The sequence below is a fragment of the Chthonobacter albigriseus genome, assembly GCF_013839445.1.
GTDB classification, from domain to species: Bacteria; Pseudomonadota; Alphaproteobacteria; order Rhizobiales; family Pleomorphomonadaceae; genus Chthonobacter; species Chthonobacter albigriseus.
On sequence record NZ_JACDIT010000005.1, the window covers coordinates 148,964 to 169,665 of the forward strand.

A 20,702-nucleotide genomic window follows, 5' to 3' on the forward strand; every position below is an offset into this window, starting at 1 on the left:
CGCCGTCAGCGTGTGAGCAGCGTCGCGGTGCCCAGCCGGCGACCCGACGGCAGATGGAAGACGTGGATCTGCCGGCCTTCCGCCGCGTCCACCGTGACCGCGAGGCGGTCACCGTCGAGATCGGTGGCGACAACCGTGGCGCCGGCGGGGATCTCCAGGCTGGAGGTCCATGCCTCGCCGTCCGGGACGGCGCCGCGCGGGTTGTTGACGCGCCAGATCACGGCGAAAAGGACCGCGACGAAGCCGACGCCGAGGGTGATGCCGGACACCAGCATCAAGCGGCGCAGCTTGGCCTGAACCCGCGCCATGGCGGGATCCAGCGGCGCCTCGTCGTCCAGATCGTCCTTGCCCGGCGCCGTCATCGGCTTTTCCTTCCACGCGAAATCGGATAGTCCCGCCGTTTATCCCATCCGGGCGTCGATTGTCGACGCCGCAGCAGAGGCGCCATGGCCGACATCGACGATATCGACGCGGAAGCGGAGGCGGGCGAGACCGTGGCCGTGACCTTCGGCCCGGACCACAAGGGCCTGCGCCTGGACAAGGCGCTGGCCCTGCTGCTGCCGGAGATCAGCCGGTCGCGGCTCAAGGCGCTGATCGACGGCGGTGCGCTCGCCATCGACGGCAGCGTGGTGGCGGACGCTTCACGCAAGGCCGTGCCGGGGGCGGAGGCGGTGCTGACGGTGCCGCCGGCCGAACCGGCGGAGCCGGAGGGCGAGGATATCCCGCTCGACGTCGTCTACGAGGACGAGCATCTCATCGTCATCGACAAACCGGCGGGACTGGTGGTGCATCCGGCGGCCGGCAACTGGACCGGCACGCTGGTCAACGCGCTGATCCACCACTGCGGCGACAGCCTCTCGGGGATCGGCGGGGTGCGCCGGCCGGGGATCGTGCACCGGCTGGACAAGGACACGACGGGGCTGATGGTGGTGGCCAAGACGGACGCGGCGCACAAGAGCCTCGCCAAACAGTTCGCCGACCACGGGCGCACCAACGATCTGGAACGCGGCTACGTGGCGCTGGTGTGGGGCAGCCCGGAGCCGTTCCGCGGGACGATCGACGCGCCGCTCGGCCGGTCCAACATCGACCGCACCAAGATCGCGGTGCTGCGGCACGGCGGGCGAGAGGCCATCACCCACTACGAGGTGACCGAGCGCTTCCCGCCGAACTCCGGGCGGGAGGCGGTGGCATCGCTGGTGGAGTGCCGGCTGGAGACCGGGCGGACGCATCAGATCCGCGTGCACATGGCGGCCGCCGGACACCCGCTGATCGGCGACCAGGACTACGGACGCGGGTTCCTGACCAAGGCGAACAAGCTGCCGGAGGAGCTCGGGGCGGCGGTGCGAGCCTTTCCACGGCAGGCTCTTCACGCATTCCTGATCGCCTTCGAGCATCCGGAAAGCGGGGAGATCCTGCGGTTCGAGAGCGACCTGCCGGACGACATGTCCCGCCTCGCCGATGCGTTCAGGTCTTTGTGAAACCTCTCGACTCCTCTCGTGTTTTACCCAGGGGAGCTTATATGTAGAAGCCGGTGCGCCGTTTTTCGGGCACCGCCGGCCTGCTGCGCGAGGGGTCGTCGACCCGGAGCAAGAGCCTGCCGAACCTGCCGAGGAGGCGGGACGGCGCGGGCTTCATCGGGGGCCGCAACAAAAGGAGAGGGGTGCACACCATGGCCCGGACGTCCCTGCCCGTGCTTGCCGCTGGCGAAGGCGGTCTCAGCCGTTATCTCGATGAGATCCGCCGGTTTCCCATGCTGGAGCCGCAGGAAGAATACATGCTCGCCAAGCGGTTCCTCGACTACGACGACCGCGACGCAGCGCATAGACTGGTGACCTCGCATCTGAGGCTGGTCGCCAAGATCGCCATGGGCTACCGCGGCTACGGGCTGCCGATCGGCGAGGTGATCTCGGAGGGCAACGTCGGCCTTATGCAGGCCGTCAAGCGCTACGACCCGGAGCGCGGCTTCCGGCTGGCCACCTATGCGATGTGGTGGATCAAGGCGGCGATCCAGGAATACATCCTCCGGTCCTGGTCGCTGGTGAAGATGGGCACGACCGCCAACCAGAAGCGGCTGTTCTTCAACCTGCGCAAGGTGAAGGGGCAGATCCAGGCGCTGGACGAAGGCGACCTGAAGCCCGACCAGGTGACCCACATCGCCGAAAAGCTCGGCGTGACGGAAGAGGACGTGGTTTCGATGAACCGGCGGCTGTCGGGCGACACCTCGCTCAACGCGCCGCTCAGGGCCGACACCGAAGGCGGCGAGTGGCAGGACTGGCTGGTCGACGACCGCGACGACCAGGAGACCGTGCTCGCCGAATCGGAGGAACTGGATCAGCGCCGCGATATGCTGAAGCGCGCGATGGCCGTGCTGAACGAACGCGAGCGGCGGATCTTCGAGGCCCGCCGCCTGGCGGAGGAGCCGATGACGCTGGAGGATCTCTCCACCGAGTTCGGCGTCAGCCGGGAGCGCGTGCGCCAGATCGAGGTCCGCGCCTTCGAGAAGGTGCAGGACGCGGTGAAGAAGTTCGCGCTGGAGGCGGCCAGCCGCACGCTGGACCTCGACAAGCCCGGCGACGACCGACGCATCAGCGCGTGATCCACATCAACGACGGATGACCAAGGCACGGCGAGACTCCTCGCCGTGCCTTTTGTATGATCGTCCGAACACCGGTCTCTCTCCGAAACGTGAAGGTACCTTCCCTTAAACCGTGATCGAATAGGATCCAGCTTAATGGACGTCACATCGCGGTCAGGAGTTTGAAAGAGATGTCCGAGTTCGCGCGCCTCATGCCCAGCGCGCCGGTCCCCTCGTTGAGAGTGGGAACGGTCGGAGGGCCGTGCTGGCGCCTGTGCGACCAGAAGCCGAAGAACTTCACGCTGGTGGTGTTCTACCGCGGGTACCACTGCGGCCAGTGCCGCGAGCAGCTGCGGGAGCTCGAGGGCAAGGTCGAGGCGTTCCGGGCGCTCGGGGTGCGGGCGATCGCGGTCTCCACGGACACGCGGGAGCGGGCCGAACGCGCCGCTGCGGAGTGGGGCATCGACAATCTGACGCTCTGCTGGGGCCTTACCCTGGACCAGGCCAAGGCCTGGGGGCTCTACATCTCGGAGGGACGCGGGCTCGGCCCCTCCGGCGTGGAGGAGCCGACGTTCTTCGTGGAACCGGCGATGTTCCTGGTGCGCCCGGACAACACGCTGTTCGCCGGCATCGTGCAAACCATGCCCTTCGCCCGGCCGCGGCTGGACGACGTGCTTGCCGCGGTGCGGCGGATCACGGAGACCGGCATGGCCCCCCGCGGCGACTTCGAGGGCCCTGTCCGGCTCGCCGCCGAATAGACGGCCGGACGAACCCTCAGCGGACGACGACGGCGTAGCTGCCGAGCTCCGGAACCTCCCTGATCAGTCCGGCCTCCTTCATGAAGGCGGCAAAGCGCTCGTAGCGCCCTGCGTCGAGTGCGGCCGGCCGCTTGGCGAGCCGCGGGAGCGTGTCGCGCCAGGCGGTCCGGTTTAGCTCGTCGTCCAGCTCCGGATGCGCCTTGACGAAGAGCGCCCAGGCCTCGTCCGGATGATTGGTGAGGAAGATGGTCGCCTCCTCCACCGCGGCGACGAGCCGGGGCAGGCGGGGATCGTCCTTCAGGTCGGCACTGGTGACCATGACCAGCTCGTCATAAGGCGGAACGCCATGCTCCTCGGGGAAGAAGGCGAGGCCTTCGCGCCCCTCCAGGCGGAGCTGCGTAAGCTCGAAGTTGCGGTAGCCGCCGATCACCGCGTCCACCTGTCCGGAGATGAGGGCGGAGGACAGCGCGAAATTGACGTTGACGAGCTCGACGTCGGCGAGCGCGAGGTTCACCGACTTCAGGAGCTGGCCGAGCATGGCGTCCTCGAAACCGGAAACGGAATAGCCGACCTTGCGGCCCTTGAGGTCGACAAGCGACTTCACCGGCCCATCCTTCAGCACCGTGAGCGTGTTGAGCGGGGTTTCCACCAGCGTGGCGAAGCGGACGAGCGGCAGGGCGGCGGCCACGTCGAGGTGCAGGCTCGGCTGGTAGTGCACGGCGACCTCGGCCTGGCCGGCGGCGACGAGGCGAGGCGGCTGCGAGGGATCGGCGGGCGGGACGAGCGTGACCTCCAGGTCGTGGCGGGCGAAGAAGCCGCCCTCGCGAGCGACCACCAGGGCGGCGTGGTCGGGGTTGACGAACCAATCGAGCAGCACCGTCAGCGTGTCGGCAGCGCGGGCGGGGGTGGCGGCGGCCAGGGCGGCGGCGAGGGCGAGGGGGAGCCAGGGCTTCATGGAGGGATCCGGGTTCGGGGGACGGTTCAGCGGGGCGAGGCGGGCTCGGCCCAGGGGATGAGCGCCGCGGTGAGGCGTTCGACGAGCAGGCGTAGGGCGAGGGTGACCGCTGCCAGGATGGCGAGGGCGGCGAACAGCAGGTCGGTCTGCATCCGCGCGTTGGCCTGGACCATCAGGAGGCCGAGGCCGTGGGAGGCGCCGACCCATTCGCCGATGACGGCGCCGATCGGGGCGAACACCGCCGCGACGCGGATGCCGGTGACGAGCGCGGGCAGGGCGGCCGGAAAACGGATCAGCGCCAGCGTGCGCCAGCGCCCGGCGCCGGAAAGGCGGGCGAGGTCGAGGAGGCCGTCGTCGGTGCGGTCCAGGCCGTCGGCGAGGGCGGAAGCGACCGGGAAGTAGATGATCAGGGTGGCCATCACCACCTTGGACGCCAGCCCGAAGCCGAGCCAGATGACGAGCAGGGGGGCGAGCGCGAACACCGGCAGCGCCTGGCTGACGACGAGGAAGGGCGTCAGCAGGCGCCGCGCCAGCGGCGAGAGCGCCACCAGCGTGCCGGTGGCGATGCCGAGGGCGATGCCGGCGGCCAGGCCGAGGAGGATCTCCAGCAGCGTGACGGCGGCCTCCGACGCGAGCCGGCTGGGCTGCTCTAGAAAAACGCGCGCCACGTCGAGCGGCGCGGGGAGCAGGAAGGCCCGGACACCGGTGACGGTGACCAGCGCCTGCCAGGCAGCGGCGACGAGGGCGACGGAGGCGAGCAGGCGGACGGCAAACGCCAGTGTGGTCTCCGACCGGAGAGGCGCAAGGAAGCGCAAAAAGCCCTTGCGCGGCTGGAGAGCTGTGACTGCCGCCTCTGCCGCGGCGGCTTCCGGGCGAGCCGGCGCGGGGCCATCCGGGGCAGGCGGGGTGGAGTCCGGCGCGTTGAGCCCGGCGGCCGCGCCTCTGGCCGCGGTTGCATTCGCGGCGGGTGGGGCGGAGCCTGTCGAAGGCGGTGCGGCGGTGGCGCCTTTGACCGCGGGGCTGTCCGGGTCGAGCGCAACCGAAACGGCCGCCGTCGGCGCGGCGGTCGCGCGAAGCCGGGCGGTGCCCGTCGGCTCCCCATGACCTCTCTCATGCGCCATCGCTTCGCCTCCGGACCGGTTCGCGGCGGGGGTCGGACGGGATGGGCGTACCACCCCGACGGGGCGCGGGCCCTGAGGTCGGATGCGGTTCCGTCCCTTCGCCGGCATGACCCGGATCAGGTTCGAAGGGTTCGGCCCGGGCTACGGACCATCTCAGCTCGCCTCCACGGCGAACACCCCTCGGAACAGCCTTGTTATGGCGATGATCGATGGAGCGCGCAAGGGAGCACCGCGGGGGCCGGGTCCGGCGACAGCGCCGGACCCGGCGGGCGCGTCCGTTGCTGCGCGACCGTCGCCCGCCAGGTCGCCGACCGCCCAACTTGCCTCTTGCGCGGTCCGCGCGCGAAGGCTATATCCCGCCAACACCGCGCGGCCCTCGGCCGACAGACGCTCCCTTCGTCTAGCGGTCTAGGACGTCGCCCTCTCACGGCGAAAACAGGGGTTCGAGTCCCCTAGGGAGCGCCACCACTTCCTTAAGCCCTTCTGAACGAAAAAGCCGTAGGCTTTCAGCATCTTGGCAATCGCTCGCTGGTACACGCACGTGGTACGCGGGGGGGCGGTGGTGGCGAGGCTGAGCTTCATGCATAGGCGCAAGGGCAGCGGCATATACGAGTACCGCAAGCGGCTTCCGATCAGCCTTGCGGGAAGGCCGGCTCCGCAACATGTGCGGTCTACGGTGCCTGAACTCATCAACCCCTCCACCGGCCGCTTCAAGCGCGAGTTCACGAAGTCACTCGACACGGCTGATTTGAAGGTGGCCCGGCTGCGAAACGCTCGGGAAGCCTCTCGCGTGGAAGGCCGCATCGAAATCGCCGAACGCATGCTCCGGGCCGGTCCCCCGGTGCCGACCGAAGCCGACCGTGCGGAGATGGCGGAGACGGTGGTGGAGATGACAAACGCCAGGCTCCCCTGGACCTCTCGGGCCCGACCGGGAGGCCGGGGCGTCCCGTGGAGAGCCGCGAACCGGTGACCGATATGGCGGATGCCGCCGCCGAGCCCTATGGCGAACCCACGCAGTTCATCGCGAACGAAGACCCACGGTCGAATCCCCCCCCTTCTCCGCCGTCACCTCCCCTTACATCCTGCAGGATAACAGTTTTCGATCCCATCCAGTCTGCCGGCTCCATTTCAGACCCCGTTTCAAGAACAGGGTCTCGCAGCCCCAGTTCCGTGAGGCGGCACAGCGGGATAGGCCCATGCCGACGGCCTAGGCTTCTATCGCACGGACGGGCTGTCCAAAAGAAAGGGTCGGCGGCCCCCGCCGGGTGCCCCGTGCGCCCTAGAGGCGCGACGACCACGGGACGAAGCGGCGTTCCAGGAAGCGGATGACGCTTTCCAGGAAGAACGCCACCGACGCGATCACCAGGATTCCGACGATGACGACATCGGTGACCAGGAACTGCGCGGCCGACTGGATCATGAAGCCGAGCCCGCGGGTGGCCGCGACGAGCTCGGCGGCGACCAGCGTCGACCAACCCGTTCCGAGGGCGATCCGCGTGCCGGTGAGCACGGCCGGAAGCGCGCTCGGCAGCACCACGAAGCGCAGCACCTGAGACCCGGTTGCCCCGAGCGACCGCGCCGCGCGGATCCGGTCTTCCGACACGGCCCGCACGCCCGCGGCCGTCGAGATCACGGTCGGCGGCACCATCGCGAGCGCGATCACCAGCACCTTGGAGCCTTCCCCGATCCCGAACCAGATGATCACCAGCGGCAGGTAGGCGAGCGGCGGCAGCGGCCGCAGGAACTCCACGATCGGGTCCAGGATGCCACGACCGATCCGGCTCGTTGCGATGGCGAACCCCACCGGCACGCCGACTACGAGCGAAGCGGCGAGCGCGCCGAACACCCGCCCGAGGCTGGCGGTGAAATGCTGGAGCAGCGTCGCGTCGGCAAAGCCGTCCGTCACCAGACCCGCGGCGGCACGCGCCACGGCGATGGGCGAGGGCAGGAAGAGGGGCGAGACCCACGCCTGCCACGCGGCGAGACTCCATGCCGCGAGAAGAAGCCCGAGCGTCACAAGCGAGGCGATCAGCCCCACGCGCCTTCCGCGCGGCCGCGGAGGCGGCGGCGGGGCCGACGTGGCGGCCTTGTCGCCCGGCGCGAGAAAGCTTTCGGTCGCGGCGCTCATGCGGCAGCCTTCGTCTCGAGAGGATCGATCAGGTCGCGCAGCCGCTCGCGCGCGGCAACGAAAGCCGGGTCCGCCTTGATCTCACGGGCGGGCCGGCCGGACAGGAACTGGCGGCCGAAACCGGCCTCGATTACCGCCTCCACCCGGCCGGGGCCGGGCGCGAGCACCACCACCCGCGTCGCCAGGAACAGCGCCTCCTCGATCCCGTGTGTGATCAGGAGCACGCCGGCCCCGGTATCGCGCCAGACGGTCAGCAGAAGCTCCTGCATCCGCTCGCGCGTCATTGCGTCCAGCGCCCCGAGCGGTTCGTCCATCAGCAGGAACCGCGGTTCGGCCGCGATCGCCCGGGCGATGCCAACCCGTTGCCGCATGCCGCCGGAAAGCTCCCACACCGCCTTGTCCCCGGCGCCGGCGAGACCGACGCGCTCCAGCAGGGCATCCGCGCGGCGGGCGCGCTCGGCCGGACCCGTGCCTTTCAGGCGCAGGGCGAACGCCACGTTCTCCCGCGCGCTCAGCCACGGGAACAGCGCATCGTCCTGGAACACCACCGCCCGGTCCGCGCCCGGCCCGGCCACCGGCTTTCCGTCCACCGAAACGCTTCCCGCCGTCGGCTGGAGGAAGCCGGCGGCGAGGTTGAGCAGGCTCGTCTTGCCGGACCCGGACCGGCCGATCACGGCCACGAAGTCCCGCGTTCTCACCGCAAGGTCGACGCGGTCGAGGACGAGGCCATCGTCCGCGCCTACCGGGGCGTAGGAAAGGCTCACAGTGTCGAGGCGAAGCGTGCTCAAGGCCTGGGGCCTCCGGTCGGTGAAAAAAGGAAGGAGACGTTCCACCCTTGCCTCCGCTGCCGTTCGGCGGCGTGGGTGGAACGTCCCGCTCGGGGTCCGGGCCTTCCGGCCGAGGACCCGGACTACTTGGCCGCCAGCGCCTCGGTGACCCAGCGGGTCGAGACGTAGGGACCGTAGTCGGCCAGCACCGCCGGGATCTTGCCCTGCTCCTTGAGGAAGGCGGCCGTGGCGGCAACGGCCTTCACGGTGCCTCCGCCGAGGAGGTCGGCACCCGCCTGTTCCTCCAGCGTCGGGAAGGTGTAGCCGGTCAGCAGCGCCGGGACCTCGTCCTGCTTGGCGCCGGTCAGGCGGGCGATCTTCTCGGCTTCGGGCGACTTGGCGTCCCACTTCGCCGGATCGGCGCGATAGGCCGCGTAAGCCTCGCCGGTCACCTTGACGAAGGTCTTCACCACGTCCGGGTTGGCCTCGGCGAACTCCTTGCGGACGATCCAGGCGTCGAACGTCGGCCCGCCCCAGGCGGCGACGTCGCTCGACGTGGCGATCACCTTGCCCGACTTCTTGATCTCGGCGAGCACAGGATCCCAGACGTAGGCACCGTCGATGTCGCCGCGCTCCCAGGCCGCGGCGATTTCCGGCGGCCGCAGGTTGAGGATCTCCAGCGACTTCGGATCGATGTTCCAGTGCTTGAGCGCTGTCAGCAGGCTGTAGTGCGCCGTCGACACGAAGGGCGTCGCGATCTTCTTGCCGACGAGATCCTCCGGCTTCTCCACGCCCTTGGCGGCCAGCGCCTCGGAGGGGCCGATCAGGCCGACGACGTAGATCGTCTCGATCGGCAGCTCGCGGCTTGCCGCCGCGGCAAGCGGCGAAGACCCGACGTAGCCGATGTCGACCGAGCCGGACGCGATCGCCGCGATGACGTCGGCGCCGCTGTCGAACTTCTGCCAGTTGATGCTGGCGCCGGTCGCCTTCTCGTAGACGCCGTCGGCCTGCGGCACACGGGACGGCTCGACGATCTGCTGCCAGGCGATGTTAACCGTCACGCCTTCGGCGCGGGCGGAAGCGATGCCGCTGGCAAGCGTGAGGCCGACCGCGGCGGCGGCGGCAAAGAGAGTCCGTCTGTTGAAGCTGGGCATGGGAGTGTCCTTGGCATGCGGGAAGAGAGGGGCCGTGCGCCGGGCCATCAGGCGCCGTCGTCGGCCGAGATCGGAAGTGCTGGAAATCGGTCGCCGGTCCCGCGCATCGGCCGGTCCGAACCCGAAGGCCGACCCGGAGGGCGAGGGCGGCGAGGGGCTCGGTCAGCCGCTCGTCAGCGTCGACAGCTCGAGAGGGTCATCGGGGTTCGCCTTCCATCCGAGACCACGAAGCTCGTTCGTGGCGCTTTAGCTCTTGGGGCGCGGGGCAAGCTGCAACCTTCAAATCCCGCGGCCGGCGGCAAACCGCCGACGATGGAATCATGGAGTAGTCTGCAAAGTTAGTGGAGTAATTGACTGGCGATTTTCGGAGATCCGACGGAACATTTTTCCGCCGGACAGCCCCGGCTGCGCCCCGCCATGCTCCGCACGGCAACGGTGCTCCCCGGCGTCGGTCGGCGGTACTGCCCGTCGGTCAGCCGCCGTACTCGATGATCTCCAGGCCGGCATTGTAGTCGGTCGCATAGATCAGGCCGGCGGCGTCGACAAACACGTCCGCCGACTGGATCACCGCCGGGCGCGGCCGCCGGTCGATCATCCGGTGTGGGGCGGCGGGGACCAGCGCGCCGGTCTCCTTCGGCCGGTAGGGGTCGGAGATGTCGAAGGCGCGGATGCCCGCGTTCTGCCACGTCGCGAAGATCAGGCTGGACGACACGAAGCTTCCCGGCCGGTTTTCGTGCAGGTTGTGCGGCCCGAAATGCCCGCCCTTGCGCGGATAGTCGGCCTCGTCCGGCGTCGGCAGCGTCGCGATCGACACCGGGTTTGACGGCGCCCGGACGTCGAAGATCCAGGTGTGCTTGCGCCCGTCGGCTTCCTCGTCCAGCACCGCCTCGTCCGCCACCACCAGAAGATCGCGGTCCGGCAGCGGCAGCGCGGAATGGGTTCCGCCCCCGTAGGGCGGCGACCAGTTGCGGTGCACGATCAGCCGCGGCGCCGTCCGGTCGGCGACGTCGAGGAGAGTCAGTCCGCCATCACGCCAGCAGGCGTAGGCTGTGTCGCCGTGAACCACCGCGTGGTGGAGCGCGAAGCGGCGATCCGCCGGCCAGTCCGGCGTCTCCCCAGCGGCGGCGTTCATGCCCGGTATCCACCAGCGGCCCGCCTCCACCGGACGGGTGGGATCCGCGAGGTCGATGATCACGAGGATGTAGTCCGTAAAGCCGTCGATCAGCGCCGATACGTAGGCCCAGCGACCGCCGACGTACCAGATCCGGTGGACGCCGACGCCATCCACGGGAAAGAAGCCGATCGGTCGTGGCTCGGTCGGGCGGCTGATGTCGTAGATCGCGACGCCGGCCGACCACGGCCTCTGCGCCCCCTGGCTGCGGCTGGTGCCGACCGTCTCGCCGACCGAGCGGGTATAGTAGACCCGCTCGTCCGCGAAGGCCGCGTCGGCGAAGAGGTCGCGGGCGTGGATCACCAGGAGCAGGTCGTCGTGCGTCTGCAGGTGGATCGTCCAGGTGTTCGCCGGGGCCGGCACGAACACCGCCGCACCCGGATTGCGCGGGTCGCGGACGTCGACGATCGAGAAGCCGCAGCTCCAGGGATGGGCCACGTAGGCATGGCCGCGGTGCACCATCAGCTGCAGCCCGTCGCCACGGCCGCCGATGTCGGAATGGCCGATCAGCCGCATGTTGCGGGCGAAGTCGGGCCTCGGCAGCTCGCCCATCGCTCAGCGCCGCCGGACGATCGGCAGGAGCGATCCCGCCGAAAGCAGCGCCACGCCGGTCCAGAGCAGCCCGGCCGAATAGCGCTTGATGCCGAGGAAGTGCCCGTCGGTGCAGAGCGCCTGCGCCAGCGAGCAGAGGTCGTCGGTGTTGAGCGCGCAGGGCGCAGCCTGAAGCACGGTCATGTAGTCGTTGGCGACCACCTGGCCGAACACCAGGGCCCACCAGCCGATCGCGGCCGCTACGGCGAGCCCGCCGGCCGCGGTCAGCCATGCCGAAAGGCGGGTCTCAGACATCGCCGTGGATCCCGAGCTGGGCGAGCACGTCCTGGCGCAGCCGGACGAGGTCCGCGTCGTCGCGGCGGCGCGGGTGCGGCTTGTCCACCGTGATCTCCGCCACGATCCGCGCTGGCCGGTCGGACAACACGATGACCCGGTCGGCCAGCAGCAGCGCCTCCTCCACGTCGTGCGTGACGAGGAGGGCGGTGAACCCGGCCCGTTTCCAGAGCGCCAGCAGCTCGTTCTGCATGGTGAGGCGGGTCAGGCTGTCCAGCTTGCCGAACGGCTCGTCCAGAAGCAGCAGCGCGGGGTCGTTGACCAGTGCCCGGGCGATCGCCACCCGCTGCGCCATGCCGCCGGACAGCTGGTGCGGGTAGGCGTTGGCGAACTTCTCCAGCTTCACCAGCGCCAGCGCCTGGTCGACGCGGTGCTTCTCGCGCGGAAGCAGCCCGCGCGCTTCCAGGCCGGTCGCTACGTTCTTCCAGACCGTGCGCCAGGGAAACAGCGTCGGATCCTGGAACACCAGGATGCGCGACGGGTCCGGCTTGCCGATGGGCGTCCCGTTCTCGGTGACGCGTCCGGTGCGCGGCGATTCCAACCCAGCCGCCAGGCGGAGCAGCGTGGACTTGCCGCAGCCCGACGGTCCGAGCAGCGCGACGAACTCGCCCGGCGCGACGGTGAGGTCGATGCCCTGCAGAACTTCCAGCGTCCGTCCGTCGATCTCGTAGGCGTGGCTGACGGCCTCGGCCTTCAGCTCGATCGCGGCCGGCGGCGTGGTCTTGGCGAGCGCCGACATCACAGGATCCCCTTCTGCCAGGCGAGCAGCCGGTCGCGTCCGACGAACAGCAGCTTGACGAGCCCGGCGCAGATGAGCGCCATGATGATCAGCGTGGCGTAGACGTTGGCATAGCCCGAATAGGCCGTCTGGAACTGGATGTACCAGCCCAGCCCATACTTGGCGCCCAGCATCTCCGCCACCACCAGCACCGCGAACGAGTAGTAGAGGCCCATGAAGAGCCCGACGAAGACATGCGGCAGCGAGGCCGGCACCGCCACCTTCAGCACCAGGAAACGGCTGTCGGCGCCGAGCGTCCGCGCGACGTCGTAGTAGGAGCGGTTCACCGCCGCGACGCCGGAGGCGGTGAGGATCGCCACCGGGATGCCCGCCGACAGCGCCACGATGAAGATCGAGGCGTGGAAGGTGGTCGGGAAGAAGTAGAAGGTGACCGGGATCCAAGCCGTCGCCGGCACCGGCCCGATCAGCTTCAGGATCGGCATGCCCCAGTAGCTGAACCCCTTCGACCAGCCGAGCGCCACGCCCACCACGAATCCGACCGCGATGCCGGAGAAGAAGCCGAGGCCCCAGAGCCGCAGCGAATAGCCAATGCAGATGAGGAGCCGCTCCCACTCCGCCACGTAGACCGCGAGCAGCCCGTGCGGCGGCGAGAAGAACGGCTTGGGCAGCCAGCCGAACTTGGCGGTCGTCAGCTCCCACAGGAAGAACCACACGCCGACCGCGATGAACCACGGCCCGTAGTGCACGATCGTCCGCCCCGCAGCGCCGAGCCGCGGCACGGCGAGCGCCAGCACCACGAGTGCCGCCGCGCCGGCGCCGGTCAGGATCGCGAACAGCCCGGCGCTGCCCCAGGGTACGACGTCGGGCAACGCGACCGTCACCACCGCGGTGGCGGCCCAACTCGCCGCGGCGATCAGGCCCGGCAGCCACAGCTGGCCGGACCAGCCGGCGTTCGCGGCAAAGCCGCCGGCCTCGATGGATTGGGTCGCGTTGCTCATTCGGGAAGCGGTCCTCAGGCCAGGAAGTCGACGACGATGCGCTCGGCGAATTCCTTCGGATCGGTGCCGGGGTCGAGCACCTTCACCAGCTTCAGGTCCTCCGACGTGCGCTGGATCTGGTCGATCAGCGGCCGGCCGATCGGGTGGTTGTGCGCCACCAGGTTGCCGATCACGTGGTTGAGGTCGTCCAGCGAGAGCCCCGCGGGCTTCAGCGCGTCCAGGTACCAGGCCGCTACCTCATCCGGGTGCGCCTCGGTGTAGTCGTGAACTTCGATGTTGGCCTCGGCCAGCCGGCGGATCGCGTCCTTGTTCTCGTTGAGGAACGGCCCGTTGACGCCGAGAACGCAGCAGGTGTGCCCGTCGTAGACGCCGGTCTGCGTGTCGGCGATCAGCTTGAAGCCGTGCTGCTTCTCGATCGAGTAGGCCCAGGGATCGAGATGGGCGGCGAGATCCGCCTCGCCGCGGGCGACCGTCTCGCCGACGAGTTCGAACGGCACCGCCTTCCAGGTCACGTCGGCCTCCGGGTCGATGCCCGCCTTGGCCAGTGTCACCTGGAACGCCACCTGTGGTGGCGCGCCGATACCGTAGGTCGCGATCGTCTTGCCCTTGACGCCCTGGATGTCCGTCACCCCCGACGCCTCGGAGGCCAGCAGCCGCTGGCAACCGCCGTGCGAGCCGACGAAGAGCTTGACGTCGAAGCCCTGTTCCAGCGGCTTCAGCCAGTCGCCGATCAGGCCCGCGCCGACGTCCGACTTGCCGGTGGCGAGCGCCTGGATCAGCGTCTGGCCGCTGGCGCCCTGGTAGAACAGCTCGATGTCCAGGTTGTGCTTCTGGTAGAAGCCCTTGGCGACGCCGAAGCCGAGCGGGGCGTGGCAGGCCGCCACCTCCGTCCAGGCCAGCCGCACCTTCGGCGCATTGCCGGCGATGGCATAGCTGGTCGGTCGCGTGATCAGGCCGACGCTCGCGGCGGCAAGGCCCGCCACCCCGGCGGTCTTCAGAACGCTGCGGCGGGACAGGCCGCCGGTCGGTGTCTCGGTCATGGAATGCTCCCCTTGATGCGATGGTGGTGGTTGGCGTGTGCGGTTCAGGCCTGGTCGAGCGCCTGGGCGAGGTCGGCGACGATGTCGTCGGGATGCTCGATGCCGATCGACAGGCGCACGTAGCCGGGGGTCACACCCGTCGCCACCTGTTCCTCGGCGGACAGCTGCGAATGCGTCGTCGAGGCCGGGTGGATGGCCAGCGACCGCGCGTCGCCGATGTTCGCCACGTGGTAGAACAGCTTCAGCGCGTCGATGAAGCGGCGGCCCGCCTCCCGCCCGCCGACGATCTCGAAGCCGAGCAGTGCGCCGTATCCGCCCTTGAACAGCGCGTCCGCCCGGCGCTTCAGCTCGCCGGTCTGCAGGCTCGGGTGGATGACCGAGGTGACCTTCGGATGCGTCTTGAGGAAGTTGGCGACTTCGATGGCGTTGGCGTTGTGCTGGCGGATCCTGAGCGGCAGCGTTTCCAATCCCTGGATCAGCTGGAACGCGTTGAACGGCGAGATCGCCGCGCCGATGTCGCGCAACAGGCGGACGCGGGCGCGCAGCACGTAGGCGATCGGCCCGAGCGGCTTGGCCGCCTCCGTCCAGATCGCGCCGTGGTAGGTCGGATCCGGCTCGTTCAAGAGCGGGAAGCGCGCCTTGTGCTCGTCCCACGGGAAGTTGCCGCCGTCGACGATCACCCCGCCGATCGAGGTGCCGTGGCCGCCGATGTACTTGGTGGTGGAATGCACCACCACCGCAGCGCCGTGGTCGAACGGCCGCGCGGTGATCGGCGCCGCGGTGTTGTCGACGATCAGCGGCACGCCGAGTTCGCGGCCGATCCGGGCGACCTCGGCCACGGGGAACACGTTCAGCTTCGGGTTCGGCAGGGTCTCGGCATAGTAGGCCTTGGTGCGGGCGTCGGTGGCGCGGCGGAAGTTCTCCGGATCGGAGGGGTCGACGAAGCGCGCCTCGATGCCGAACTGCTTCAGCGTGGCGGAGAACAGCGTCCAGGTGCCGCCGTAGAGGTCGGTGGAGGAGACGAAGTTGTCGCCGGCCTCGGCCACGTTCAGGATCGCAAAGGCCGACGCCGCCTGGCCCGATGCCAACGCGAGTGCCGCCGCACCGCCCTCCAGCGCCGCGATCCGCTGCTCCAGCGCGTCGACGGTCGGATTGGTCACGCGGGTGTAGATGTTGCCCGGTTCCTCCAGGGCGAACAGCCGCGAGGCGTGGTCGGTATCCTGGAACTGGAACGACGTCGTCTGGTAGATCGGCACCGCGACGGCGCCCGTCGTCGGGTCGGCGCGATAGCTCCCTCCGTGCAGCGCAAGGGTTTCCGGGCGGGGGGCGAGCGGCGTGGTCGGATCGTAGGCCATCGGTTCGGCTTTCTCTGGAAGACGAGGATCAGTAGGCGTTGGCGACGAGCTTGGCGGTGCGCTGCTCGGGATCGAGGAGGTCGGCGTGGTGGGCCTGCGCCACGTCGGGGTGCGACCGCAGCCGGCTCTTCAGGAAGTTTCGTCCCACTTCGCGGAACAGCGGGTTCTGCGGGTCTGCGGTCAGCCCGCGCACCTCGGCGGCCAGCTCCGGCGGAAGGTCCAGCACCGGCACGGACGCAGCCAGCGACGCGCCCAGGAAGAAGGCGATCGACAGCCGGTCGGTCGAGCCGGGTGGTGTCACCACCCGGTGCACGTTGGCGCGCAGGTAGCCGTTGGAGGCGAGCTCCAGGATCTCGCCGATGTTGACGACGAAGGTTCCCCGCACCGGCGGCGCGTCGATCCATCCGTCCTCGCCTTCAACCTGAAGCCCGGGCACCGTGTCCTGCAGCAGGATGGTGACGAAGCCGGAGTCCTTGTGCGCGCCGACGCCCTGGTCGCTCTCCGTGTGGTCGCGGCCGGGATAGTGGATGATCTTCAGAAGCTGGTTCGGCCCGCCCTCGTAGATCGGCTCGAACACGTCCTCCGGCTGGCCGAGCGCTGCGGCGAAGGCCTTCAGCACGCGGATGCCGACGTCGGTGACGTCGGCGAGCCACTTCTCCACCGCCGGCTTCAGGTCGGGCAGGGCGGAGGGATACTGGTTCGGACCGGTCAGCCGCTTCCAGGCCGGATCGCCCGGCTTCACATTGAGCGGCGCCCTGTCCGTGCCGAAGTCGACCTGCTCGCGCCAGTCCTGCTTGCCGCGGGTAAACTCCGCTCCGGCACGGTTGTAGCCGCGGAAATGCGGCGACTTGACCATCTGGATCTCGAGCTTGTCGGCCTCTGGCAGTGCGAAGAACCGCTTGGAGAGCGCGATGATGCCGTCGATTTCCTCCTGCGGGATGCCGTGGCCGGCGAGGTAGAAGAAGCCGACGCTCCGGGCCACTCGGCGCAGCTCCAGGAGTGCGTCGTCGCGCTCCGGGTGGCCCGCTTCGAAGCGGCGGAGATCGAGGATGGGAAGGCTGCCCGGCATGGTGAACCCCGTCGCGGTATGTGGCCGACATGATGGGCGCAGTGTGGAGCGGGGCACCTCCCAACACGAGATAATCTATCTTTTTTATCGGCTATTCCGGACAAAAAACGCTCTACGGCAACAGCCGGGGCGGGATTGGCTTGGCGTCGGGGCAAGCCGAAGCCGAAATGAAAAATGCCCCGCCGGGAGGGGCGGGGCAGGAGGGGACGAACGAGTCCCAGGGGAGACCGAAGGGCACGCCGTCAGCGGCCCGCGAAGAGCCGATCCAGCACCTGACCTTCGATGGCGCCGAACTCGGCGGAACCGCGCACCCGCGGGCGGGCGAGCGGCACCGCCACGTCGAGCGCAACGCGCCCACCGTCGATGAGGACGATGCGGTCGGCGAGCGCGACCGCTTCGGAAACGTCGTGGGTGACCAGCACCGCCGTGAACCCCTGGTGCTTCCAGACCCGTTCCAGGAAGCCCTGCATCTCGATCCGGGTCAGCGCGTCGAGCGCTCCGAGCGGCTCGTCCAGCGCCAGGAGCTTCGGGTGGCTGACAAGGGCCCGGGCGAGCGCCACGCGCTGGCGCTGGCCGCCCGAGAGCACGGAAGGCCACTCGCCCCCGCGGTCGGCGAGGCCCACCTCCTTCAAGGCTTCCTGCGCCAGCGGACGGCGGCGGTCGGCGGGAACCGTCCGACTGGCGCCGAGCGCCACGTTGTCGAGCACACGCTGCCATGGCAGCAGGCGCGGCTCCTGGAAGATGAACCGCGCTACGTCCCCGCCCGCGCGCGGTGCCGGTTGGCCGCCGATCCGGATTTCGCCGCCTTCGGGCTTCTCCAGGCCGAGCAGCAGCCGCAGCAGGGTCGACTTCCCGCAGCCCGACCGGCCCACGATGGCAACGAACTCGCCGGCACGGAAGCTGAGGTCGATGCCGGAGAGCACCGTCTTGTCGCCGTAGCGCTTGGTCAGACCGGTGATCGACACGGCGGTACCGCCGGTGGCGACCGAGGGTTCTGCGACGGTGCGGGCCGCCGCACCGGTTCGGTCGCGCTGGAGCGGGGCTAGGCTGGTCGCGGTCAGGGCTTCAAGCATGGCGTCACCTGTAGCGGGAGGGGGGTCAACGGTAGGCCGGGTTCCAGGACAGGGTGGCACGCTCCAGGAAGCGCGCGATGGAGTCGGCGAGCTTGCCGAGCAGGGCGTAGATCAGGATCGCCAGCACCACGATCTGCAGCTGCATGAACTCGCGGGCCTGCATGGCGAGGTAGCCGAGCCCGCTCGACGCGGAGATCGTCTCCGCCACGATCAGGGTCAGCCACATGATGCCGAGCGAATAGCGCACGCCCACCAGCACCGAAGGCAGGGCGCCTGGCAGCACCACGCGCCAGAACATCTCCGCCCGCGTGAAGCCGTAGACGTCGGCCATCTCGAGCAGTTGGCGGTCCACCGAGCGGATCCCGTGCAGCGTGTTGATGTAGACGGGGAAGAACACGCCGAGCGCCACCAGGAACAGCTTAGCCTCCTCGCCGATCCCGAACCACACGATCACCAGCGGGATCAGCGCCAGGTGCGGCACGTTGCGCACCATCTGCAGGGTCGTGTCGGTGTAGGTCTCCGAGGTGCGCGACAGGCCATTGGCAAGGCCGAGCCCGAACCCGATCAGGCCGCCGATGGCAAAGCCCGCGAGCGCCCGCCACAGGCTCACCCAGATGTGGTGGACGAGCTCGCCGTTGCCGGCGAGTTCGAAGAAGGCGAGCGCCACGTCCGAGGGTGCCGGCAGGACGTTGCGGGCGACCAGTCCGGTTGCGACCGCCACCTGCCAGAACGCGATCAGGCCGACGGGCAGCAGGTAGGGAATGATCGTCTGGGAAAAGCGGGTGGGCACGGTCGGCCTCCTCCGTTCGTTCAACAGGAAACGGGCGAACCCTCTCAGGATCTACCCGTTTTCAGCTGCGGGGATATCAGGACTGCGGAGCCGTCCAGACGATGTCCTTCACCACGATCGGCTTGGGAATAAGGCCGAGCTTGGCGAAGCGGTCGGCGACCGCCTGCTGGGAGGCGACGATGTCGTCGGTCACCGTTGTCACCGTGAACTCCGAGCGCTTGGCCGCGATCTGCTGGATGTCGAACGGCACCTTGGTCACCTTGGCCAGTGCCTGTGCCACCTGGTCGTGGTTGGCGGTGGCCCATTCGCCGGCCTTGGTAACGGCACCCAGCGCGGCCTTGACCACGTCGGGATGATCCGCGGCGAAGGTCTTGTTAGCCAGGAAGAAGCCGTTGGTGGTGCCGAGGATCTCCTTGCCGTCGGCGATCAGGCGGGCGCCCTGGTTCTTCTCTATGTTGGCGTAGAACGGGTCCCAGATGCTCCAGGCGTCGATCGAGCCGGAGGAGAAAGCAGCGCCGGCATCGGCCGGCGACAGGTAGGCCGGCGTGATGTCGCCGTAGGTGAGGCCGACCTTCTCCAGCGCCGCGATGATCACGTTGTGCGCGCTCGATCCCTTGGTGAAGGCGACCGTCTTGCCCTTCAGGTCGGCTATGGTCTGGATCGGGCTGTCCTTCGGCACCACGATGGCCGACGAGACGCCCTTCGACGGGATCGCGCCGACGTAGACCAGGTTGCCGCCGGCAGACTGCGAGAAGATCGGAGGCGAGTCGCCGGTGTAGCCGAAGTCGATCGACCCGGCGTTGAGCGCCTCCAGGAGCGGCGGACCGGCCTGGAACTCGACCCAGTTCACCGTAATGCCCTTTTCCTCCAGCGCCTTCTCGATCAGCTGCTGCTGGCGGGCGACCACCAGCACGCCGATCTTCTGGTAGCCGACGTTGAACACCGAGGGATCGTCGGCCGCATAGCCGGGTACGTGGGAGGCGGCGAAGGCGAGCGCGGCAAGCGCCGTCTTCAGGATCGTCTTGAGCGTCATCGGATATCCTCTCGGCTTGTTTGTGAGACCGCCCGGACAGGCCGGGGCGGTGGTGCCGAGAACGATCCTTCCATTCTCTACAAAATCGATCGAGAAAACGGATTTCCTATTTGCGCCGGCTCAGGGAAATACCGGATGGCTTTTCAGGCATCCGGGAAAACGCGAGGGCGGGGATGGCGGGTGCCCTCAGTCCAGCGTCACCGGACAGGCTCGGTCGGCGGCCCGGTCGGAGAAGCTGAGGTAGTAGGCAGCGACATCGCGGTAGCCGGCTTCCACGAGCGCCAGCGCGGCGAGCGCAGCCCTGCCGCCGGCGTCACAGTGGGTCACGACGGTGCGGTCCTTCGCGATCCCTGCTCCTGCGAACCGCTCGGACAGTTGCGCCTGATCCTTCAGGCGGCCGTCCGTTCCGAGGAGATCCAGGTGCGGCACCAGGTGCGCGCCCGGAAGATGACCGCCGCGGCTGTTGTTGCGAAGGTCCTCTCCAGAGAACTCCCGCTCGGTGCGGGCGTCGAGAATTGTCACCGAACCGAGCCGGGCACCGAGTTCCGCCCGGTCGACGACCTGCACCCGTCCTGCCCCCGGGCGGGCGATCACCTGCGACGCGGACACCGGCCCGACCTCGCCGAGACAAACGCCCGCCAGCGCCGGCAGTCCTCCGTCGAGTACCCGGGCCTCCACCCCGAAGACCTGGAACAGGAACCAGATCCGCGCCGCCTCCGTCATCCGCCCGTCGTCGTAGACCACGGGCACAGCGACCGCCGGGTCGACACCTAGTTCCCGGACCGCTCTGGTCCAATGGTCGGCGTCGGCAAACCCGATCGTCGTGTCGCGAGCCGCCCGATCGAAATCCTCCACCGGCACGCGGACGGCACCGGATGGATGCTCAATCTGGAATTCGCGATCAGGCCTTGCGTCGAGCAGGGTGATCCGGCCGAGGGTCATCAGATCGTTTGCACGGATCAGGGGACTGGTCATGCGCATCGCTTTCCACGGCTACGTAGTCGCTATGGGCCCCGAAAAACGCGACTACACCTCACACGGAACCCAATCGGTTTCGGGGAGCTTAATACACCACTATCTCTACCAGCATG

The 20,702-nt window shown here is 69.0% G+C and carries 20 protein-coding genes, 1 tRNA gene and 1 riboswitch; of the genes, 4 read left to right on the forward strand and 17 right to left on the reverse strand.

The genetic code is table 11. The features are described 5' to 3' along the window. Positions 1–5: 5 nt before the first annotated feature. On the reverse strand, positions 6–362 hold the full coding sequence (locus tag HZ321_RS14610; protein WP_181703120.1) for a DUF6476 family protein: 357 nt from the start codon (positions 360–362) through the stop codon (positions 6–8). A gap of 84 nt (positions 363–446) precedes the next feature. Between HZ321_RS14610 and HZ321_RS14615 the strand changes: the two genes are divergently transcribed. From HZ321_RS14615 to HZ321_RS14625, 3 genes are all read left to right on the forward strand, one after another. Next, a complete protein-coding gene (locus HZ321_RS14615; protein WP_181703121.1) occupies positions 447–1,478 on the forward strand; it encodes an RluA family pseudouridine synthase in 1,032 nt (343 codons plus the stop codon). A 191-nt stretch (positions 1,479–1,669) separates the two neighbouring features. Next, a complete protein-coding gene (rpoH, locus tag HZ321_RS14620) occupies positions 1,670–2,596 on the forward strand; it encodes an RNA polymerase sigma factor RpoH (protein ID WP_181703122.1) in 927 nt (308 codons plus the stop codon). A gap of 170 nt (positions 2,597–2,766) precedes the next feature. Further along, a complete protein-coding gene (locus HZ321_RS14625) occupies positions 2,767–3,333 on the forward strand; it encodes a redoxin domain-containing protein (protein ID WP_181703123.1) in 567 nt (188 codons plus the stop codon). A 16-nt stretch (positions 3,334–3,349) separates the two neighbouring features. Here HZ321_RS14625 and HZ321_RS14630 read toward each other — a convergent pair whose 3' ends face one another. After that, positions 3,350–4,288, reverse strand: coding sequence for an ABC transporter substrate-binding protein (locus HZ321_RS14630; RefSeq protein WP_181703124.1), 939 nt, complete (start codon positions 4,286–4,288; stop codon positions 3,350–3,352). A 26-nt stretch (positions 4,289–4,314) separates the two neighbouring features. Next, on the reverse strand, positions 4,315–5,409 hold the full coding sequence (locus HZ321_RS14635) for an ABC transporter permease (protein WP_181703125.1): 1,095 nt from the start codon (positions 5,407–5,409) through the stop codon (positions 4,315–4,317). Positions 5,410–5,485: 76 nt separating this feature from the next. Continuing rightward, a riboswitch (TPP riboswitch) is annotated at positions 5,486–5,600 on the reverse strand. Positions 5,601–5,798: 198 nt separating this feature from the next. Between HZ321_RS14635 and HZ321_RS14640 the strand changes: the two genes are divergently transcribed. Next, positions 5,799–5,874: transfer RNA gene (locus HZ321_RS14640), tRNA-Glu, on the forward strand. A gap of 814 nt (positions 5,875–6,688) precedes the next feature. Here HZ321_RS14640 and HZ321_RS14645 read toward each other — a convergent pair. From HZ321_RS14645 to HZ321_RS14710, 14 genes are all read right to left on the reverse strand, one after another. After that, a complete protein-coding gene (locus HZ321_RS14645; RefSeq protein WP_181703126.1) occupies positions 6,689–7,537 on the reverse strand; it encodes an ABC transporter permease subunit in 849 nt (282 codons plus the stop codon). Then, positions 7,534–8,325: a taurine ABC transporter ATP-binding protein gene (locus HZ321_RS14650; RefSeq protein WP_181703127.1), complete on the reverse strand. Its 792-nt coding sequence runs from the start codon at positions 8,323–8,325 to the stop codon at positions 7,534–7,536. The genes HZ321_RS14645 and HZ321_RS14650 overlap by 4 nt, the downstream gene beginning before the upstream one ends. A gap of 122 nt (positions 8,326–8,447) precedes the next feature. Next, complete coding sequence (gene tauA, locus HZ321_RS14655) at positions 8,448–9,458, reverse strand: taurine ABC transporter substrate-binding protein (RefSeq protein WP_181703128.1); 1,011 nt, start codon at positions 9,456–9,458, stop codon at positions 8,448–8,450. A gap of 472 nt (positions 9,459–9,930) precedes the next feature. After that, the gene (locus HZ321_RS14660) at positions 9,931–11,181 is read right to left on the reverse strand and encodes an LVIVD repeat-containing protein (protein WP_181703129.1); all 1,251 of its coding nucleotides are present in this window, start codon (positions 11,179–11,181) and stop codon (positions 9,931–9,933) included. A 3-nt stretch (positions 11,182–11,184) separates the two neighbouring features. Continuing rightward, positions 11,185–11,475 (reverse strand): hypothetical protein, encoded by a 291-nt coding sequence (locus HZ321_RS14665; RefSeq protein ID WP_181703130.1) that lies wholly within the window; start codon positions 11,473–11,475, stop codon positions 11,185–11,187. Beyond that, positions 11,468–12,253, reverse strand: coding sequence for an ABC transporter ATP-binding protein (locus HZ321_RS14670; RefSeq protein WP_181703131.1), 786 nt, complete (start codon positions 12,251–12,253; stop codon positions 11,468–11,470). Before HZ321_RS14670 ends, HZ321_RS14665 begins: the two co-directional genes overlap by 8 nt. After that, positions 12,253–13,251: an ABC transporter permease gene (locus HZ321_RS14675; RefSeq protein WP_181703132.1), complete on the reverse strand. Its 999-nt coding sequence runs from the start codon at positions 13,249–13,251 to the stop codon at positions 12,253–12,255. Before HZ321_RS14675 ends, HZ321_RS14670 begins: the two co-directional genes overlap by 1 nt. 14 nt (positions 13,252–13,265) lie before the next feature. Continuing rightward, the gene (locus HZ321_RS14680; protein WP_181703133.1) at positions 13,266–14,291 is read right to left on the reverse strand and encodes an ABC transporter substrate-binding protein; all 1,026 of its coding nucleotides are present in this window, start codon (positions 14,289–14,291) and stop codon (positions 13,266–13,268) included. A gap of 44 nt (positions 14,292–14,335) precedes the next feature. Then, entirely contained in the window at positions 14,336–15,646 is a 1,311-nt protein-coding gene (locus HZ321_RS14685; RefSeq protein WP_181703134.1) for an O-acetylhomoserine aminocarboxypropyltransferase/cysteine synthase family protein, read from the reverse strand. A 28-nt stretch (positions 15,647–15,674) separates the two neighbouring features. Further along, positions 15,675–16,715 carry an isopenicillin N synthase family dioxygenase gene (locus tag HZ321_RS14690; RefSeq protein ID WP_181703135.1) on the reverse strand — a complete coding sequence of 347 codons (1,041 nt, stop codon included), beginning with the start codon at positions 16,713–16,715 and terminating at the stop codon, positions 15,675–15,677. 242 nt (positions 16,716–16,957) lie between these two features. After that, positions 16,958–17,788: an ATP-binding cassette domain-containing protein gene (locus HZ321_RS14695; protein WP_181703136.1), complete on the reverse strand. Its 831-nt coding sequence runs from the start codon at positions 17,786–17,788 to the stop codon at positions 16,958–16,960. Positions 17,789–17,813: 25 nt separating this feature from the next. Then, positions 17,814–18,578, reverse strand: coding sequence for an aliphatic sulfonate ABC transporter permease SsuC (ssuC, locus tag HZ321_RS14700; RefSeq protein ID WP_342343854.1), 765 nt, complete (start codon positions 18,576–18,578; stop codon positions 17,814–17,816). 76 nt (positions 18,579–18,654) lie between these two features. Next, the gene (locus tag HZ321_RS14705; protein WP_181703137.1) at positions 18,655–19,611 is read right to left on the reverse strand and encodes a sulfonate ABC transporter substrate-binding protein; all 957 of its coding nucleotides are present in this window, start codon (positions 19,609–19,611) and stop codon (positions 18,655–18,657) included. Between the two features lie 186 nt (positions 19,612–19,797). Further along, positions 19,798–20,586, reverse strand: a complete 789-nt coding sequence (locus HZ321_RS14710; RefSeq protein WP_244635883.1) for a sulfurtransferase — start codon at positions 20,584–20,586, stop codon at positions 19,798–19,800. Positions 20,587–20,702: the final 116 nt, after the last annotated feature.

What these genes read in the sequence shown, in the direction of transcription:
- HZ321_RS14610 (WP_181703120.1), bottom strand. Translation starts at nt 362, where the DNA reads ATGACGGCGCCGGGCAAGGACGATCTGGACGACGAGGCGCCGCTGGAT.
- HZ321_RS14615 (WP_181703121.1), top strand. Translation starts at nt 447, where the DNA reads ATGGCCGACATCGACGATATCGACGCGGAAGCGGAGGCGGGCGAGACC.
- rpoH (WP_181703122.1), top strand. Translation starts at nt 1,670, where the DNA reads ATGGCCCGGACGTCCCTGCCCGTGCTTGCCGCTGGCGAAGGCGGTCTC.
- HZ321_RS14625 (WP_181703123.1), top strand. Translation starts at nt 2,767, where the DNA reads ATGTCCGAGTTCGCGCGCCTCATGCCCAGCGCGCCGGTCCCCTCGTTG.
- HZ321_RS14630 (WP_181703124.1), bottom strand. Translation starts at nt 4,288, where the DNA reads ATGAAGCCCTGGCTCCCCCTCGCCCTCGCCGCCGCCCTGGCCGCCGCC.
- HZ321_RS14635 (WP_181703125.1), bottom strand. Translation starts at nt 5,409, where the DNA reads ATGGCGCATGAGAGAGGTCATGGGGAGCCGACGGGCACCGCCCGGCTT.
- HZ321_RS14645 (WP_181703126.1), bottom strand. Translation starts at nt 7,537, where the DNA reads ATGAGCGCCGCGACCGAAAGCTTTCTCGCGCCGGGCGACAAGGCCGCC.
- tauA (WP_181703128.1), bottom strand. Translation starts at nt 9,458, where the DNA reads ATGCCCAGCTTCAACAGACGGACTCTCTTTGCCGCCGCCGCCGCGGTC.
- HZ321_RS14660 (WP_181703129.1), bottom strand. Translation starts at nt 11,181, where the DNA reads ATGGGCGAGCTGCCGAGGCCCGACTTCGCCCGCAACATGCGGCTGATC.
- HZ321_RS14665 (WP_181703130.1), bottom strand. Translation starts at nt 11,475, where the DNA reads ATGTCTGAGACCCGCCTTTCGGCATGGCTGACCGCGGCCGGCGGGCTC.
- HZ321_RS14670 (WP_181703131.1), bottom strand. Translation starts at nt 12,253, where the DNA reads ATGTCGGCGCTCGCCAAGACCACGCCGCCGGCCGCGATCGAGCTGAAG.
- HZ321_RS14675 (WP_181703132.1), bottom strand. Translation starts at nt 13,251, where the DNA reads ATGAGCAACGCGACCCAATCCATCGAGGCCGGCGGCTTTGCCGCGAAC.
- HZ321_RS14680 (WP_181703133.1), bottom strand. Translation starts at nt 14,291, where the DNA reads ATGACCGAGACACCGACCGGCGGCCTGTCCCGCCGCAGCGTTCTGAAG.
- HZ321_RS14685 (WP_181703134.1), bottom strand. Translation starts at nt 15,646, where the DNA reads ATGGCCTACGATCCGACCACGCCGCTCGCCCCCCGCCCGGAAACCCTT.
- HZ321_RS14690 (WP_181703135.1), bottom strand. Translation starts at nt 16,715, where the DNA reads ATGCCGGGCAGCCTTCCCATCCTCGATCTCCGCCGCTTCGAAGCGGGC.
- HZ321_RS14695 (WP_181703136.1), bottom strand. Translation starts at nt 17,788, where the DNA reads ATGCTTGAAGCCCTGACCGCGACCAGCCTAGCCCCGCTCCAGCGCGAC.
- HZ321_RS14705 (WP_181703137.1), bottom strand. Translation starts at nt 19,611, where the DNA reads ATGACGCTCAAGACGATCCTGAAGACGGCGCTTGCCGCGCTCGCCTTC.
- HZ321_RS14710 (WP_244635883.1), bottom strand. Translation starts at nt 20,586, where the DNA reads ATGACCAGTCCCCTGATCCGTGCAAACGATCTGATGACCCTCGGCCGG.